Origin of the sequence: Microtetraspora niveoalba (genome assembly GCF_001570405.1) — a bacterium.
Lineage (GTDB): Bacteria > Actinomycetota > Actinomycetes > Streptosporangiales > Streptosporangiaceae > Microtetraspora > Microtetraspora niveoalba.
In genome coordinates, this window is the sequence record NZ_BBYM01000036.1 from 21,425 (window position 1) to 34,898 (window position 13,474).

Annotated in this window: 12 protein-coding genes; 4 read left to right on the forward strand and 8 right to left on the reverse strand. The window is 71.0% G+C overall.

Going from position 1 to position 13,474, the window contains the following annotated elements; translation table 11 throughout:
• Window positions 1–15 precede the first annotated feature (15 nt).
• From AWQ70_RS30080 to AWQ70_RS30095, 4 genes are all read right to left on the reverse strand, one after another.
• Window positions 16–1,266: a sugar ABC transporter permease gene (locus AWQ70_RS30080; RefSeq protein WP_067183480.1), complete on the reverse strand. Its 1,251-nt coding sequence runs from the start codon at window positions 1,264–1,266 to the stop codon at window positions 16–18.
• Window positions 1,263–2,039, reverse strand: coding sequence for an ATP-binding cassette domain-containing protein (locus AWQ70_RS30085; RefSeq protein ID WP_067183484.1), 777 nt, complete (start codon window positions 2,037–2,039; stop codon window positions 1,263–1,265). The genes AWQ70_RS30080 and AWQ70_RS30085 overlap by 4 nt, the downstream gene beginning before the upstream one ends.
• A 120-nt stretch (window positions 2,040–2,159) precedes the next feature.
• Window positions 2,160–3,275: a sugar ABC transporter substrate-binding protein gene (locus AWQ70_RS30090; protein ID WP_067183487.1), complete on the reverse strand. Its 1,116-nt coding sequence runs from the start codon at window positions 3,273–3,275 to the stop codon at window positions 2,160–2,162.
• Between the two features lie 194 nt (window positions 3,276–3,469).
• Window positions 3,470–4,204 (reverse strand): sulfite exporter TauE/SafE family protein, encoded by a 735-nt coding sequence (locus AWQ70_RS30095; protein ID WP_067183489.1) that lies wholly within the window; start codon window positions 4,202–4,204, stop codon window positions 3,470–3,472.
• A 186-nt stretch (window positions 4,205–4,390) separates the two neighbouring features.
• Between AWQ70_RS30095 and AWQ70_RS39400 the strand changes: the two genes are divergently transcribed.
• Both AWQ70_RS39400 and AWQ70_RS39405 read left to right on the forward strand, forming a co-directional pair.
• A complete protein-coding gene (locus tag AWQ70_RS39400) occupies window positions 4,391–4,696 on the forward strand; it encodes a ribbon-helix-helix protein, CopG family (protein WP_067183492.1) in 306 nt (101 codons plus the stop codon).
• Window positions 4,693–5,028: a type II toxin-antitoxin system PemK/MazF family toxin gene (locus AWQ70_RS39405; protein WP_067183495.1), complete on the forward strand. Its 336-nt coding sequence runs from the start codon at window positions 4,693–4,695 to the stop codon at window positions 5,026–5,028. The genes AWQ70_RS39400 and AWQ70_RS39405 overlap by 4 nt, the downstream gene beginning before the upstream one ends.
• A gap of 155 nt (window positions 5,029–5,183) precedes the next feature.
• Here the strand turns inward: AWQ70_RS39405 and AWQ70_RS30110 are convergent, their stop codons facing one another.
• The 4 genes from AWQ70_RS30110 to AWQ70_RS30125 all read right to left on the reverse strand — a co-directional run bounded on the left by AWQ70_RS30110 (window position 5,184) and on the right by AWQ70_RS30125 (window position 11,785).
• Window positions 5,184–7,958, reverse strand: coding sequence for an aconitate hydratase (locus AWQ70_RS30110; protein ID WP_067183499.1), 2,775 nt, complete (start codon window positions 7,956–7,958; stop codon window positions 5,184–5,186).
• 163 nt (window positions 7,959–8,121) lie between these two features.
• Window positions 8,122–9,246, reverse strand: a complete 1,125-nt coding sequence (locus AWQ70_RS30115; protein ID WP_084517968.1) for a linear amide C-N hydrolase — start codon at window positions 9,244–9,246, stop codon at window positions 8,122–8,124.
• Window positions 9,247–9,381: 135 nt separating this feature from the next.
• Window positions 9,382–10,101 carry a metal-dependent hydrolase gene (locus AWQ70_RS30120; RefSeq protein WP_067183503.1) on the reverse strand — a complete coding sequence of 240 codons (720 nt, stop codon included), beginning with the start codon at window positions 10,099–10,101 and terminating at the stop codon, window positions 9,382–9,384.
• Between the two features lie 319 nt (window positions 10,102–10,420).
• Window positions 10,421–11,785: an MFS transporter gene (locus AWQ70_RS30125; protein WP_084517969.1), complete on the reverse strand. Its 1,365-nt coding sequence runs from the start codon at window positions 11,783–11,785 to the stop codon at window positions 10,421–10,423.
• A gap of 166 nt (window positions 11,786–11,951) precedes the next feature.
• Here AWQ70_RS30125 and AWQ70_RS30130 point away from each other — a divergent pair, with 166 nt between their 5' ends.
• Both AWQ70_RS30130 and AWQ70_RS30135 read left to right on the forward strand, forming a co-directional pair.
• On the forward strand, window positions 11,952–12,701 hold the full coding sequence (locus AWQ70_RS30130; protein WP_157530618.1) for a PadR family transcriptional regulator: 750 nt from the start codon (window positions 11,952–11,954) through the stop codon (window positions 12,699–12,701).
• 63 nt (window positions 12,702–12,764) lie between these two features.
• The gene (locus AWQ70_RS30135) at window positions 12,765–13,427 is read left to right on the forward strand and encodes a DUF1707 SHOCT-like domain-containing protein (protein ID WP_084517973.1); all 663 of its coding nucleotides are present in this window, start codon (window positions 12,765–12,767) and stop codon (window positions 13,425–13,427) included.
• Window positions 13,428–13,474 lie beyond the last annotated feature (47 nt).

Below are 13,474 nucleotides of genomic sequence, written 5' to 3' on the forward strand. Positions count from 1 at the left end.
ACCACCTTAGCGGGGTCACCCTCGGCCGGTGGCCGCCGCCCTCTTGCGGGACAGGGCGTCCACGCCCGCGGCGAGCAGCAGCACGCACCCGGTGACCGCGTACTTGACGCCCGCCGCGTAGCCCATCAGGCCCATGCCGTTCTCGATCACCGCGACCACGGCGCCGCCGAGCAGGGCGTCCAGCGCCCGCCCCTTGCCGCCGAACAGGCTGGTGCCGCCGATGACCGCGGCGCCGACGGCGAACAGCAGGACGTTGCTGCCGCCGGTGTTCGGGTCGACCGAGTTGGCGCGCGAGGCCGCGATGATCCCGCCGATCGACGCCATGAACGAGCAGACGACGAACGCCGAGATGCGGATCCGGTCCACGTCGATGCCCGCGCGGCGGGCCGCCTCCGCGTTGCCGCCCACCGCGTAGATGTGCCTGCCGTACGCGGTGCGCCGCAGCACGAACGTCCACACGAGCAGCAGGACGACGATCACGGGCACCACGATCGGCACACCCTTGAGCGAGACGAGGGCGGCGTTGCGGCTGCGCTCCAGGTTGAGCACGAAGACGGCGGCGCCCGAGATCACCGCCAGCGCGCCCACGCGGAACGCGATCATCGGCATCGGTGTCGCGGGCAGCCCTCTCGCGGCGCGGCGGCGGGCCTGGACGACCTGCAGCGCCGCGTAGATCAGCACGCCGGCCGCCGCGCAGCCCCATCCGAGCGCCGGCGGCATGTTCTTGTTGGCGACGGCCAGGATCGTCTCGTCCCGGATCGAGATGTTGGTGCCCTCCTTGAGCAGCAGCAGGACGACGCCCTGGAACGCCAGGAACGCGGCCAGCGTGACCACGAAGGAGGGGATGCCGAGCTTGGCGACGAGCGTGCCGAGCACCAGGCCGATGACGGCGCCGGTCGCCATCGCGGCCAGGACGGCCGCGTACCAGGGCCAGCCCTCGTTGGTGAGCAGCACGCCGAGGACGGCGGCGCACACGCCGCTGGCGAAGCCCGCGGACAGGTCTATCTCGCCGAGCAGCAGCACGAAGATCAGGCCCATCGCGATGACCGCGACCGCCGCGCCCTGGGTGAACAGGTTGGCGAAGTTGATGGGCGACAGGAACGCCGGGCGCAGGACGGAGAACGCCGCGCACAGCACGACCAGCCCGATCACGGCCGGCAGCGCGCCGAGATCGCCGCCGCGGACGCGTTCCACGTAGTCGCGGGCGTGCGCGCCGATGGCCGGAGCGCCGGTCGTGCCCTTCTCGGGAACCGTGGTGGTCGTCATGGCGTCGCTCCGTTGCCGTTCTGCAGGCCGAGCTCGCCGCTGCGTCCGGCCGTGATGAGTTCCACGACCTGCGAGTGCGTGACCTCGGAGGTCTTCACCTGGGCGGCCATCCGGCCGAGGTAGAGCGCCGCGATCCGGTCGGACACGGCGAAGACGTCGTTCATGTTGTGCGAGATGAGCACCACGGCGAGCCCCTTGTCCGCCAGGCGGCGCACCAGGTCGAGGACCTGCGCGGTCTGCGCGACGCCGAGCGCCGCCGTGGGCTCGTCGAGGATGACGACCTTGCTGTTCCACAACACGGCCTTGGCGATCGCGACCGTCTGCCGCTGGCCGCCGGAGAGGCTGGAGACCCGCTGGCGCAGGGACGTGACCGTGCGGACCGACAGGCTCTCCAGGGTCCGGGCCGCCAGCTCCTCCATGGTGGCCTCGTCGAGGACCAGGCCGCTCCTGCGCTCCCGTCCGAGGAACATGTTCTGGACGATGTCGAGGTTGTCGCACAGCGCGAGGTCCTGGTAGACGATCTCGACGCCCAGGGCCGCCGCGTCCCTGGGGCCGCCGACGTGGACCTTCTCGCCCTCGAAGAAGTACTCGCCGGAGTCGATCGGATGGATGCCGCCGATGCACTTCACCAGCGTGGACTTGCCCGCTCCGTTGTCGCCGACGAGCGCGGTCACCTCGCCGGGGTGCACCGAGAAGGCGACGTCGTGAAGGACCTGCACGGGACCGAAGCTCTTGTCGATGCCGCGCAGCTCCAGGACAGGTGCCTGGGACACGATGGACTACTCCGTTGCTCGGGGGCCGGCACCGCCCGCGGGCCGGGCGCGGGGCGTCTCGTGGGGACGCCCGCACGCCCGGCCTCCGGAGCGCGAGCCGTACACGGCCGGGAAGGGTGGCTAGCTGATTCCGGCCTCGGCGCACTTGCCGGCGAAGTCGCCGGTGCACAGCTCGTCCTTGGTGACGTACCCGTCGGCGACGACGTCCTTGACGTTGTCGAAGTAGACGGCCTTCGGGGTCAGCAGCACCGCGGCGACGTCCTTGCCGGTCTCGGTGTCCTTGACGCTCCCGTTCGCGGCCGGCTTCTGGCCCTGGGCGAGGGCGATCGCGAGCTGGGCGGTCGCGTCCGCCTCCTGCTTGACCGCCTTGTAGACCGTCATGCACTGGTCTCCGGCGAGGATGTTCTGCAGGCCCTGCACGGTGGCGTCCTGGCCGGTGACCGGCACCTTGCCGTTGAGGTTGTTCTTCTTCAGCACGGAGATGGCGGCGTTGCCGAGGCCGTCGTTGGCCGCGAGGACACCGGCGATCTTGGGGGTGCTGGTCAGCATCTGCTCGAAGATGGTGCCGGCCTGGGTGTTGTCCCAGTCGGGCACGGACTGGTCGGGCCCCTTGACGTACTCCCCGGAGTCGTACTTCGGCTTGAGCACGCCGTCGTAGCCCTCCTTGAAGAGTGTGGCGTTGTTGTCGGTCGGCGAGCCGTTCAGCTCGGCGACGATCGGCTTGTCGGCCTTCTGGTCGGTCAGGCACTTGACGAGGCCCTCGCCCTGGAGCCTGCCGACCGCGGTGTTGTCGAAGCTCACGTAGTAGTCGGCGTTGCCCCCCAGGGTGAGCCGGTCGTAGTCGATGGTGGCGACGCCCTGTGACTTCGCCTTGTCGAGAACGGCCTTTCCGGTGCCGCTGTCCAGGTTGACGATCGCCAGCACGGTGACGCCGCCGGTGATCATCTGGTCGGCGATGGTCTGGAAGCTGTTCTTGTCGCCCTGCGCGTTCTGGATCTCGTGCGCGACGCCCGCGGCCGTGAACGCCTCTTCGAGGTACTTGCGGTCGGCGGTCTCCCACCGGGCCGAGGACTTGCTGTCGGGCAGGATGACGCCGATCTTGCCGGGCTTGGCCGAGGAGGCGGACGAGGCGTCGCCGGCCTGCGCGGTGGTGTCACCGTCGTCGCCCCCGCAGGCGGTGAGACCGAGGGAAAGCGCCGCGGCTGCGGCGGCGATGCTGAGGATCCCCTTGCGCATGATGCCTGGGTCCTTTCTCTGACACTGGGGGTGTGGGCTGCGCCGAGCTCTGCGCCGAGCCGGTCCGGCGACGCCGGGTCACGGCGCCCACCGATCCGGTGAATGTTGTTTGGCACAACGTAATCCAGGCCACATGCAGTTGAAAGACACAGGAATGTAACGTTTGTTGCCTGTGGCAACGATCAAGACTGTGATCAGCCGGTCTGCCCGGCCAGACTCTGCACGATGAGCGTGCCGGCCGACAGGGCCGCCACGGCGAGGACGGCGGCACGCGTCCGGCCCCCGTCGAGGTAGCGACGGAGCGGCCGGGAGGCCAGGAAGCCCACGATCAGGAACGGGATCAGCGAGAGCCCGGCCACCACGGCCCGCTCCGGCAGCTTGCCGACCACGCGCAGGACGATCAGGGACTGCGCGGCGCTCAGGAAGAAGAACATGGCCAGCGTCGCCCGGATCTGCGGCCCCTTGGCGTTCTGGTACACCAGCGCCATCGGCGGGCCGCCGATGCCCGTGGCGGTCCCGGTGATCCCCGAGCAGAAGCCGGCGCCGGCGAGGGTCGCGGCGTTGCGCGGCACGCTGACGGCCCGGGCGCTGAGCACGATCGCGACCACCACCATCCCGCCGACGAGCACGCCGAGGGCGGACGTACTGACGTGGACGACCACGAACGCCCCCACGAGCGTGCCCGGCAGCCGGCCGAGCACGCCGAAGCCGAGCCCGCGCCAGTCCACCCTGCGCCACTCGGCGGCCAGCGTGAACAGCGGGAGCGTGGCGTTGACCACCTGGACGGCCCCGGGCATGACCGTCGGGTCGAGCAGCGTGAGCAGCGGGGCGGCCACCAGCCCCAGGCCGAATCCCACCCCGCCCTGGACGATCGCGCCCGCGCACACCGCGAGACCGGCGATCAGCAGCAGAAGAACGTCATGATCCATGCCAGCAGAGGCTAACCACCGCCCGAAACCCGGTTTCCGGGGACCACCTCGGCCGCCATAGACGACATTCCGCGGCAATCACCCTACGTAATCGAATCCTCTTGCGAGAGTAATCGGATGGTCACTAAACTCAAGTTGAGACGGGGCGGTAGACCGCTGTGTAGACGCCGTCGTAGCCTCTTGAGTATGAGCACCGAACCCAAGACGACGACGATCCGGGTCAGCTTCGTCACGCGCGACGAGATCGCGAAACTCGCCGAACAGGAAGGAAAATCCATGACGGCAGTGGTGGAACAGGCCATCCGGCAGTACGAGAGGAAGCAGTTCTGGACGAAGGTGCGGGCGCAGATCGAGCGGACCAAGCAAGAGGACCCGGAGGCGTGGGAGGACTACCTGACGGAGGTTCAGCAGATCGATGGTGCGCGATCCACTTCCGTGAAGATCGCCCCCGAGTGGGAAGGGCTCGTCGACCTGCCCGAAGGAGACCGGTGAAGAAGATTTCACAGGGAGAGATCTGGTTCGCCGACTTCGGCGCGCCGGTCGGACGGGAGCAGGCGTACCCGCGTCCCGCGCTCGTGATCAGCAACGACGACTACAACACGGCGGGCTTCGAACTCGTCATCGCCGTTCCCCTCACGACCAGGGAGCGCGGATGGAACCACCATGTGGAGATCCCCCCTGGTGATTCCGGCCTGCGCAAGACGAGCTGGGCGATGGTCCAGCAGGTCAGGTCGCTCTCTCCCCTGCGGTTCTCGGCGAGGCTCGGCGAGGTGCCCCCGGAGAAGGTCGAAGAAGTCCTCGGCGTGCTGGGGCGGATGGTCTAGAAAGCACCGGAGCCGTCCGGGGCGGGAGGGTGTCCCGGCCCGGACGGCTCCGCGGCCTGCTCGAGGTTCACGGCCTCGGGTACGTGCCCGGCGGAGATGTCCGGGGGCACGCCCCGGCCGCCCGCATGGGGCGGCCGGGTTCCGGCGTCCGCCGCTCAGCTCTTGGCGAGCAGCGACCGCAGGACGTACTGCATGATCCCGCCGTGGCGGTAGTAGTCCGCCTCGCCCGGGGTGTCGATCCGCACGACGGCCTGGAACTCGACGTCCCCGGCGCGCACGGTCACGGTGGCGGGCGTGGCGCCCGTGTTGAGCTCCTCGACCCCGGCGATGTCGAAGGTCTCCTCGCCGGTCAGCCCCAGGGAGGCCGCGCTCTCGCCCTCCGGGAACTGGAGCGGCAGCACGCCCATGCCGATGAGGTTGGAGCGGTGGATGCGCTCGTACGACTCGGCGATGACGGCGCGGACGCCGAGCAGCGCCGTGCCCTTGGCGGCCCAGTCGCGGGACGACCCGGAGCCGTACTCCTTGCCGGCCAGGACCACCAGCGGGATGCCCGCGTCCTGGTAGTTCCGCGAGGCGTCGTAGATGAACGACTGCTCGCCGCCCTTGGTGAAGTCGCGGGTGTAGCCGCCCTCCACGCCCTGCAGCAGCAGGTTCCTGAGCCGGATGTTGGCGAACGTGCCGCGGATCATCACCTCGTGGTTGCCCCGGCGGGAGCCGTACGAGTTGAAGTCCTTGACGGCGACGCCGTTCTCCCGGAGGTACTGCCCGGCGGGCGAGTCGGCCTTGATCGAGCCGGCCGGCGAGATGTGGTCGGTGGTGACCGAGTCGCCGAGCAGCGCGAGCACGCGGGCGCCGGAGATGTCCGTCACCGGCTCGGGCGAGGCCGGCATCCCGTCGAAGTACGGCGCCTTGCGCACGTAGGTCGAGGCCGGGTCCCACTCGAAGGTGTCGCCCGTCGGGATCGGCAGGGACTGCCAGTTCTCGTCGCCCTTGAACACGTCGGCGTAGTCGTGCAGGAACATCTCCTGGCCGATGGACTCGGCCACGACGGCGGAGACCTCCTCCGGCGAGGGCCAGATGTCCTTGAGGAACACCGGCTGCCCGTCGGCGCCGACGCCGAGCGGCTCGTTGTTCAGGTCGATGTCCATCGTGCCGGCCAGCGCGTACGCGACGACGAGCGGCGGGGACGCCAGGTAGTTCATCTTGACGTCGGGGTTGATCCGGCCCTCGAAGTTGCGGTTGCCGGACAGCACCGCGGTCACCGCGAGGTCGGAGCTCTGCACCGCGGCCGAGATCTCCTCGGGCAGCGGGCCGGAGTTGCCGATGCACGTGGTGCAGCCGTAGCCGACGAGGTTGAAGCCGAGCTTGTCCAGGTACGGCTGGAGGCCGGAGCGCTCGAAGTAGCCGGTGACGACCTGGGAGCCGGGCGCGAGCGACGTCTTCACCCACGGCTTGCGGGTGAGGCCCTTGTCCACGGCGTTCTTGGCGAGCAGGGCCGCGCCGAGCATGACGTACGGGTTGGAGGTGTTCGTGCACGAGGTGATCGCGGCGATCACGACGGCGCCGTGGTCGACCTCGAACGAGGTGCCGTCGGCCAGCGTGACCGGGGTCGGCCGGTGCGGGCGGCCGCCGTCGAGCCGGGCGGCGTGCGGGACGTCGCCGGAGCCGCTGTGCGAGATGGCCGGGGAGTCCGACGCCGGGAACGACTCGGCGGACGCCTCGTCGGCCGGGCCCTGGACGCTGTCGCCGGGCACGTAGTCGCGGACGGCGGCCCGCCACGCCTGCTTGGCGGTGGCCAGCGTGATGCGGTCCTGCGGGCGCTTCGGGCCGGCGATCGACGGGACGACGGTGGACAGGTCCAGCTCGATGTACTCGGAGAAGACCGGCTCCGGAGCGGACGGGTCCAGCCAGAGACCCTGCTCCTTGGCGTACGCCTCGACGAGGGCGACCTGCTCGGCGGACCGGCCGGTGAGCGTGAGGTAGCTGATCGTCTCGCCGTCGATCGGGAAGATCGCGCAGGTGGAGCCGAACTCGGGGCTCATGTTGCCGATCGTGGCGCGGTTGGCCAGCGGCACGCTGGAGACGCCCTCGCCGTAGAACTCGACGAACTTGCCGACGACGCCGTGCTTGCGCAGCATCTCGGTGATCGTGAGGACGAGGTCGGTGGCGGTGGCGCCGGCGGGCAGCTTGCCGGTCAGCTTGAAGCCGACCACGCGCGGGATCAGCATCGAGATCGGCTGGCCGAGCATGGCGGCCTCGGCCTCGATGCCGCCGACGCCCCAGCCCAGGACGCCGATGCCGTTCTCCATGGTGGTGTGCGAGTCGGTGCCGACGCAGGTGTCGGGGTAGGCCTTGCCGTCCCTGATCATGACGACGCGGGCCAGGTGCTCGATGTTCACCTGGTGGACGATGCCGGTGCCCGGCGGGACCACCTTGAACTCGTCGAACGCGGTCTGGCCCCACCGCAGGAACTGGTAACGCTCGTGGTTGCGCTCGTACTCGCGCTGGACGTTGCGGGCGAACGCGTCCGGGGCGCCGAAGTAGTCGACGATGACGGAGTGGTCGATGACCATCTCGGCCGGGGCGAGCGGGTTGATCCGCGCCGGGTCGCCACCGAGGTCGCGTACGGCCTCGCGCATGGTGGCGAGGTCGACGACGCAGGGCACACCGGTGAAGTCCTGCATGATGACGCGGGCCGGGGTGAACTGGATCTCGACGCTCGGGGCGGCGTTCGGGTCCCAGCCCGCGAGCGCGCGGATGTGGCCGGCGGTGATGTTCGCGCCGTCCTCCGTGCGGAGCAGGTTCTCCAGCAGGATCTTCAGGCTGTACGGGAGGCGCGCCGACCCCTCGACGGCGTCCAGCCGGTAGATCTCGTAGGACGCGTCACCGACGCGCAACGTGTCGCGGCTGCCGAAGCTGTTCTCGGACACGACGTTTCGCCTCCCCAGGTTCCGGGCTGTCAGAAAGTTCGCCTTCGCATCCTCCCGCACCCTCGGATCGCATCCGACAGTTAGGTTCACCTAACCGGCGACGCGGGAGTCTCTCGATATCAAGATATCTCGGTAGATATCTTGATATCAAATTAAGTGCGGGTCAGCCGACAGGGAGCCGGAACTCGTGCACCGTGCCGTACCTCTGGCCGGTGGCCAGCCGCACCTCTCCGCTCTTCTGCCCGTAGACGATCGACCACTGGGTGTGGCCCTGCCTGACGCTCGCGAGCAGATCCATCGCCCGGGCCCCCGGCGCCCTGCCCCCGCTGCCGTCGAGGGCCTCGCTCAGCGTCCGGTAGCGCTGGTCGGCCCGCCGGCTCTCCTCGGTGGACCCGGTGAGGGTGAAGTTCGTCATCGCCTGCCACCGCCCCTCGCCCCGCCGTACGACCATCTCTCCGCGGTCGAACTCGATGACGGCCGACCGGCCCGCGGCGTCGGCGACCATGTAGTGCAGCGGCGGGCTGTCGCTGAAGTCGACGTTGTACCGGCCGAAGACCGCGATCGCCTCGTCCACGGTCGCGGCCTCGTCGAGCATCAGCCGCTGGACCCGTACGCTGCCGACGGTGCGCCGCCCGGCGTCGACCCCCGGCTTCGCCTCGGGCACCGTGGCCATGCCGACGACCAGGCCCTTCGCGTTCATCCCGTCGAACGGCAGCAGCGGGGCGCCCAGCAGGGCCCTCCTGCCCGCGTCCGTCGTGAAGTCGGCGTCCGACCTCAGCCCGAGGTACGACACGTCGACCATGGAGACCGACGCGTACCCGTCCGGCGGCGAGGCGAACAGCAGCAGCGCGGGCTGGTGGTCGAAGTCGAAGTTCCGGCCGAACACCGGGTCGGCCGGGTCGCCGTGCGCGGCGAACAGCGAGCAGCCGAACGCGTCGGGCGTCAGCGTGGGCGCGACCGTCGCGAGGCGGTCGTATCCGCCCTGGTAGGTCATCGTCCACAACGGGTGGTCGTCCACCTTGCGGAGGGTGGCCAGCGTGGCCGCCTGGTCGCGGGACAGGGCCCCCGCCCCCGGCGCGGCGCCGCTCGCTGCCGGCGTGCTCACCGGGGTCGTGCTCGCGGGCGGCGCGCTCGTCGCGGCGGCCGAGGGGGCGGGCGCCGCGTCGCCCACGAGGGACGGCGTACCCCTCCCCGCGGCAGGCGCCGGTGGAGCGCCTCCGCCCCCGCACGCGGCGAGCGCCGCGACGGCGAGCACGAGCGTGACCGTGGTCCAGGAGGCGTTGCCCATGCCGCCATGATCTCCCGCCGCGCCCCGATTTCGTCGACGGATTGTCGGCGTTTTTCGGGAAATCCCGTTGAATGCGGGGTACGCGTGGCCCGGCGGGGCCCTTCCCCCGCCCCGGCACGTACGCGCGCGGCGAGATCAGGCGGGCATGAGCCGCAGGCAGAGCAGGGCGACGACGGCCAGCGAGAGCGCGGGCGCGAGCACCTTCTGCTCGAACGCCTTCCCGGTCTTGAACCCGATCTTGTACGGCAGGACCCACCGCCCCTTGATCGGCCACAGCACGGGACACCCGTGCTCGGTCAGGCAGTCGCCGACGACGTGGGTCAGGCACCCGACGCCGATGGCGACCCCGAGCCAGGCGTAGCCCACGCCCAGCAGGTGGAAGGTCGCGAAGACCCCGGCGGTGAGGAAGACGTTGACCACCGCCGACGTGAGCGTCTTCCCCGGGACGCCGATGCCGATGGCGCGCAGCGCGAGCCCGATCATGAGCACCACGACGACGTCGCGCGCGATCGGATAGTTGTCGGCCAGGAAGTACGTTCCCAGGCCCATCGCGATGGCGAACAGCAACGAGTGGGTGGCGTGCCGGTGCCCGCCGCTGACGACGTTGACCCCCTTGCTCAGCCAGTAGGTGACCGGCCCGAAGGTCTGGGCGATCGTGGCGCTGGGGTGGTCGAGGTCCGGAAGCATGGCGGCGCCCGCGCAGACCAGCGCTCCGGCGATCAGCTCCGTCGGGCTGAGCACGTTGGCGGTCACCGAGGCGAGTTCCGGCGCGATCACGGCCGGAAGCGCGGCCAGCCCGGGGGCGATCCCGAGCCACACGACCGCCCCGCTCAGCGAGTGCGAGTGTCCCATCATGTCCAGATCACGCCTGGTAATGCTACGGGAAAGGACCGACAAAATCGATCTTTACCGTACGTGGCGCGTTCCATGGCCCCGAACGGCGCGGCTCGCGGCGCGTTCCGCGGCGGTCTCCGGGCGACACGGCTCCGGGACAGGGACGATGCCGGTCGGGCTCCGGCGGGGCCGGTCAGGACGGGGAGAAAACGAAGACGGGATCGTTCCGCTCCAAGAGCACCCCCCAGCCCTCTCAGAGCAGAACAATCCCGTCTGTTAGTCGCAACGCCCGTGTTCCGGGCTATGTTCCCGCATTCCCCGCAAATTCCTGTGATCTAGGTCACGAGCCCGCTGACCTGCTGAGTTCCGCCGTCGTGACGGTCCGCAGGAAGGGGATCGGGAGCATCGCCACCATCACCGCGAACAGCGCGAACGCCGTCCGGATTCCGAAGACCTCGGCGAGCAGCCCGCCGAGGGCCGCGCCGAGCGGGAGCGTCCCCCAGCCGAGCAGCCGGGACGCCGCGCCGTACCTTCCGAGGAGCCGGTCGGGGACGAGCGCCTGCGCGATCGTGCGGGAGTTGACCGTCCAGAGCGTGCCGCCCATGCCGCCGGCGAACGCCGCGGCCGCCACCGCCCAGGCCGCCGGGAAGATCGCCGGAACACCCATCATGAGGAACGTGCCGACGAGGTCGGCGAAGAGCGCCCACCTGACGCCCAGCAGGCGGTTGATCACGGCGACCAGTGCCGCGCCCGCCAGCCCGCCCAGCCCGATCGCGCTGATCAGGAACCCGTACTCGGCGGCGTCCGCCTCCAGCACGGAGGCGGCGTAGGACGGCAGCAGCGCCAGCCACGCGCTCCACGACGCGGCGAGCACGGCGATCGTCAGCGTGAGGGTGCGCAGCAGGCGATGCCGCCACACGAAGCCGAGCCCCTCCCGGATCTCCGCGACCACGCCGGCCGTGCCGCCGCCTTCGGGGGTGCGCCCCGGCGAGGCGGGAACGGGACGGAACCGGCCGGCCAGCATGGCGATGAGCACCGCCCCCACGGCGAACGCCGCCGCCACGGAGCCCAGCGCGATCGCGGCGCCCAGCCCCACGAGGAGCCCGCCCACCGCGGGGCCGCAGAACTCGTTGGCCAGCGTCTCGGCCCCGGCGACCCAGGCGTTCGTCCGCGCCCGCCGCTCCGGCGGCACGGCTGCGGGCACGAGGGCGCCGCCGGCGGTGTTGGCCACGACCTCGGCGAGCCCGACGACGAGCCCGCACGCGTACAGGACGGGCAGGGAGGACGCCCGCGCCGCGACGGCGGCGAGCAGTCCCGCGACGGCCGCCAGCCGGACCAGGTCGGCCACGATGACGAGCATGCGCCGGTCGGCGCGGTCGGCGAGCACGCCGACCGGCAGCGAGGCGACCAGCCACGGAAGCGTGAGCGTGAGGCCGACCAGCGCGACCTGGCCCGGCGAGCCGCCCAGCCCCACGGCGAGCAGCGGCAACACGATCTTCAGGACCCCGTCCGCCACGTTGGTCATCGCGGTGAAGGCGACGAGCACGACCTCGTTCCGGCGGGCACGGGACGGTTCGCCCGGCGCGGCGACCGGCTCCGCCGCCTCGGGGGACGTCCGGCCCGGACTCGCCTCGGCATCGCCCGTCCCGGTGACGACCGCGCCTTCGACGCGGCCGGGAGCGGCACGCACGCCATCCTCGATCATTAACACCACCAAAGTTGTTTAGGTGGTGTCACCATAGCGACTTCAGGGGGATCTGCTCAAGGTCGCGAAGTTCGCGAGGGGTTGTCGGCATAAGGGGTGTTGCTTCAGTAATGTTCTCGATATATCGTTGAAGCATCGAAGAACAATCGACATCAGGAGACACATCATGAATCCGGCGTATGCCATGCGAGGGCCCTGGGCCCACCACCACTTCGGCCACGCCATGCGGCAGTCCCTCCGCGAGGCCATGATCCGCGGCGCCGCGGCCTGGCACTCCGGCCACCACGGCGGCCCGCCTCGACCCGACGGCCCCGACGCGCGCGACGAGGGCGGCCCGTACGAGCGGCGGCATCGCGGAGCGCCGTGGGGGCGCGGCCCCTGGGGCGGCTTCGGTCCCGGCGGCCCCTTCGGCGGGCCGGGCTTCCCGTTCGGCGGGCGCGGCTTCGGCCGGGGACGCAAGGCCAAGCGGGGCGACGTACGCGCCGCGATCCTCGCCCTGCTCGCCGAGGAGCCGCGCAACGGCTACCAGATCATCCAGGAGATCGCCCAGCGCAGCCAGGGCGGGTGGAAGCCCAGCCCGGGCGCCGTCTACCCCGCGCTCCAGCAACTCACCGACGAGGGCCTGGTCCGCGCCGACGAGACGGAGGGCCGCAAGACCTTCCGCCTGACCGACGCCGGGCGCTCCTACATCGCCGAGCACGCGGAGGAGGTCCGCGCCCCCTGGGAGGAGATGACGCCGGACATCGGCGAGAACGTGCACGAGCTGTTCGACCTGTCCCGCCAGGCCGCCTCCGCGCTGTTCCAGATCGCGCAGACCGGCACCGAGGCCCAGGTCAGGCAGGCCAGGCAGGTGCTGGTCGAGACCCGCCGCAAGCTGTACCACATCCTCGCCGAGGGCGACCCGGACGAGGAGTGACCGGCATGTCCCCCTCCCCCAGGCCCCTCACATGTCCCCGTACGAAGAGGTGAGGTGATCGACATGGCTTCCGCCGAGCAGCCACCGCGGCCACAGGGGTCGCAGCGGTCGCGTCAGCGATCGGAGCCGGCGCCGCGTGACGGGCTCCGCGTCGGAGACCGCGAGCGCGACGAGGTGACCCGGGCCGTGCACGACGCGTTCGTCCAGGGCCGCATCACCCGCGAGGAGCTGGACGAGCGCCTGGACGCCACGCTCGCCGCGAAGACCGAGGGCGACCTGCGCCGGGTGACCGCCGACCTGCCCGGCGTTTACGGCCGCGAGCCGGGCGGCGTACACGAGGGACCCCCTTGGGCGCCCGACCGGCGGGGACACGGCCCGTGGGCCACCGGGACCGGTCACCGTCCGTGGACCGCGGGCGATCCCGGCGTGGCCCCGTCGATGGCGGGCGGCCCGTGGGGCCCCGGCGCCGGCCTCGCCCCGTGGAGCCGCCGGGCGGCCGAGGCGCGGCGCGGGCCATACGGGAGGCGTCGCGGCGGCCCGCCGCCGATCGCCTTGCTGATCCCGGCGGCCCTCGTCACCGTGGCGCTCGTGTCGGGGGTGGCCTGGCCGCTGTTCGCGGCGATCAAGGTGCTCTTCTTCGCCTGGATCGTGATGGCCGTGCTCGGCCTCGCCCATCACGGCCGCTTCCACCGGCGTCATCGGCACGGCGGCCGGATCCGCGCCTGACAGCGCCTTGCCGGTCCCGCGCCGCCGGGCGTCTCGCCCCTGACTCC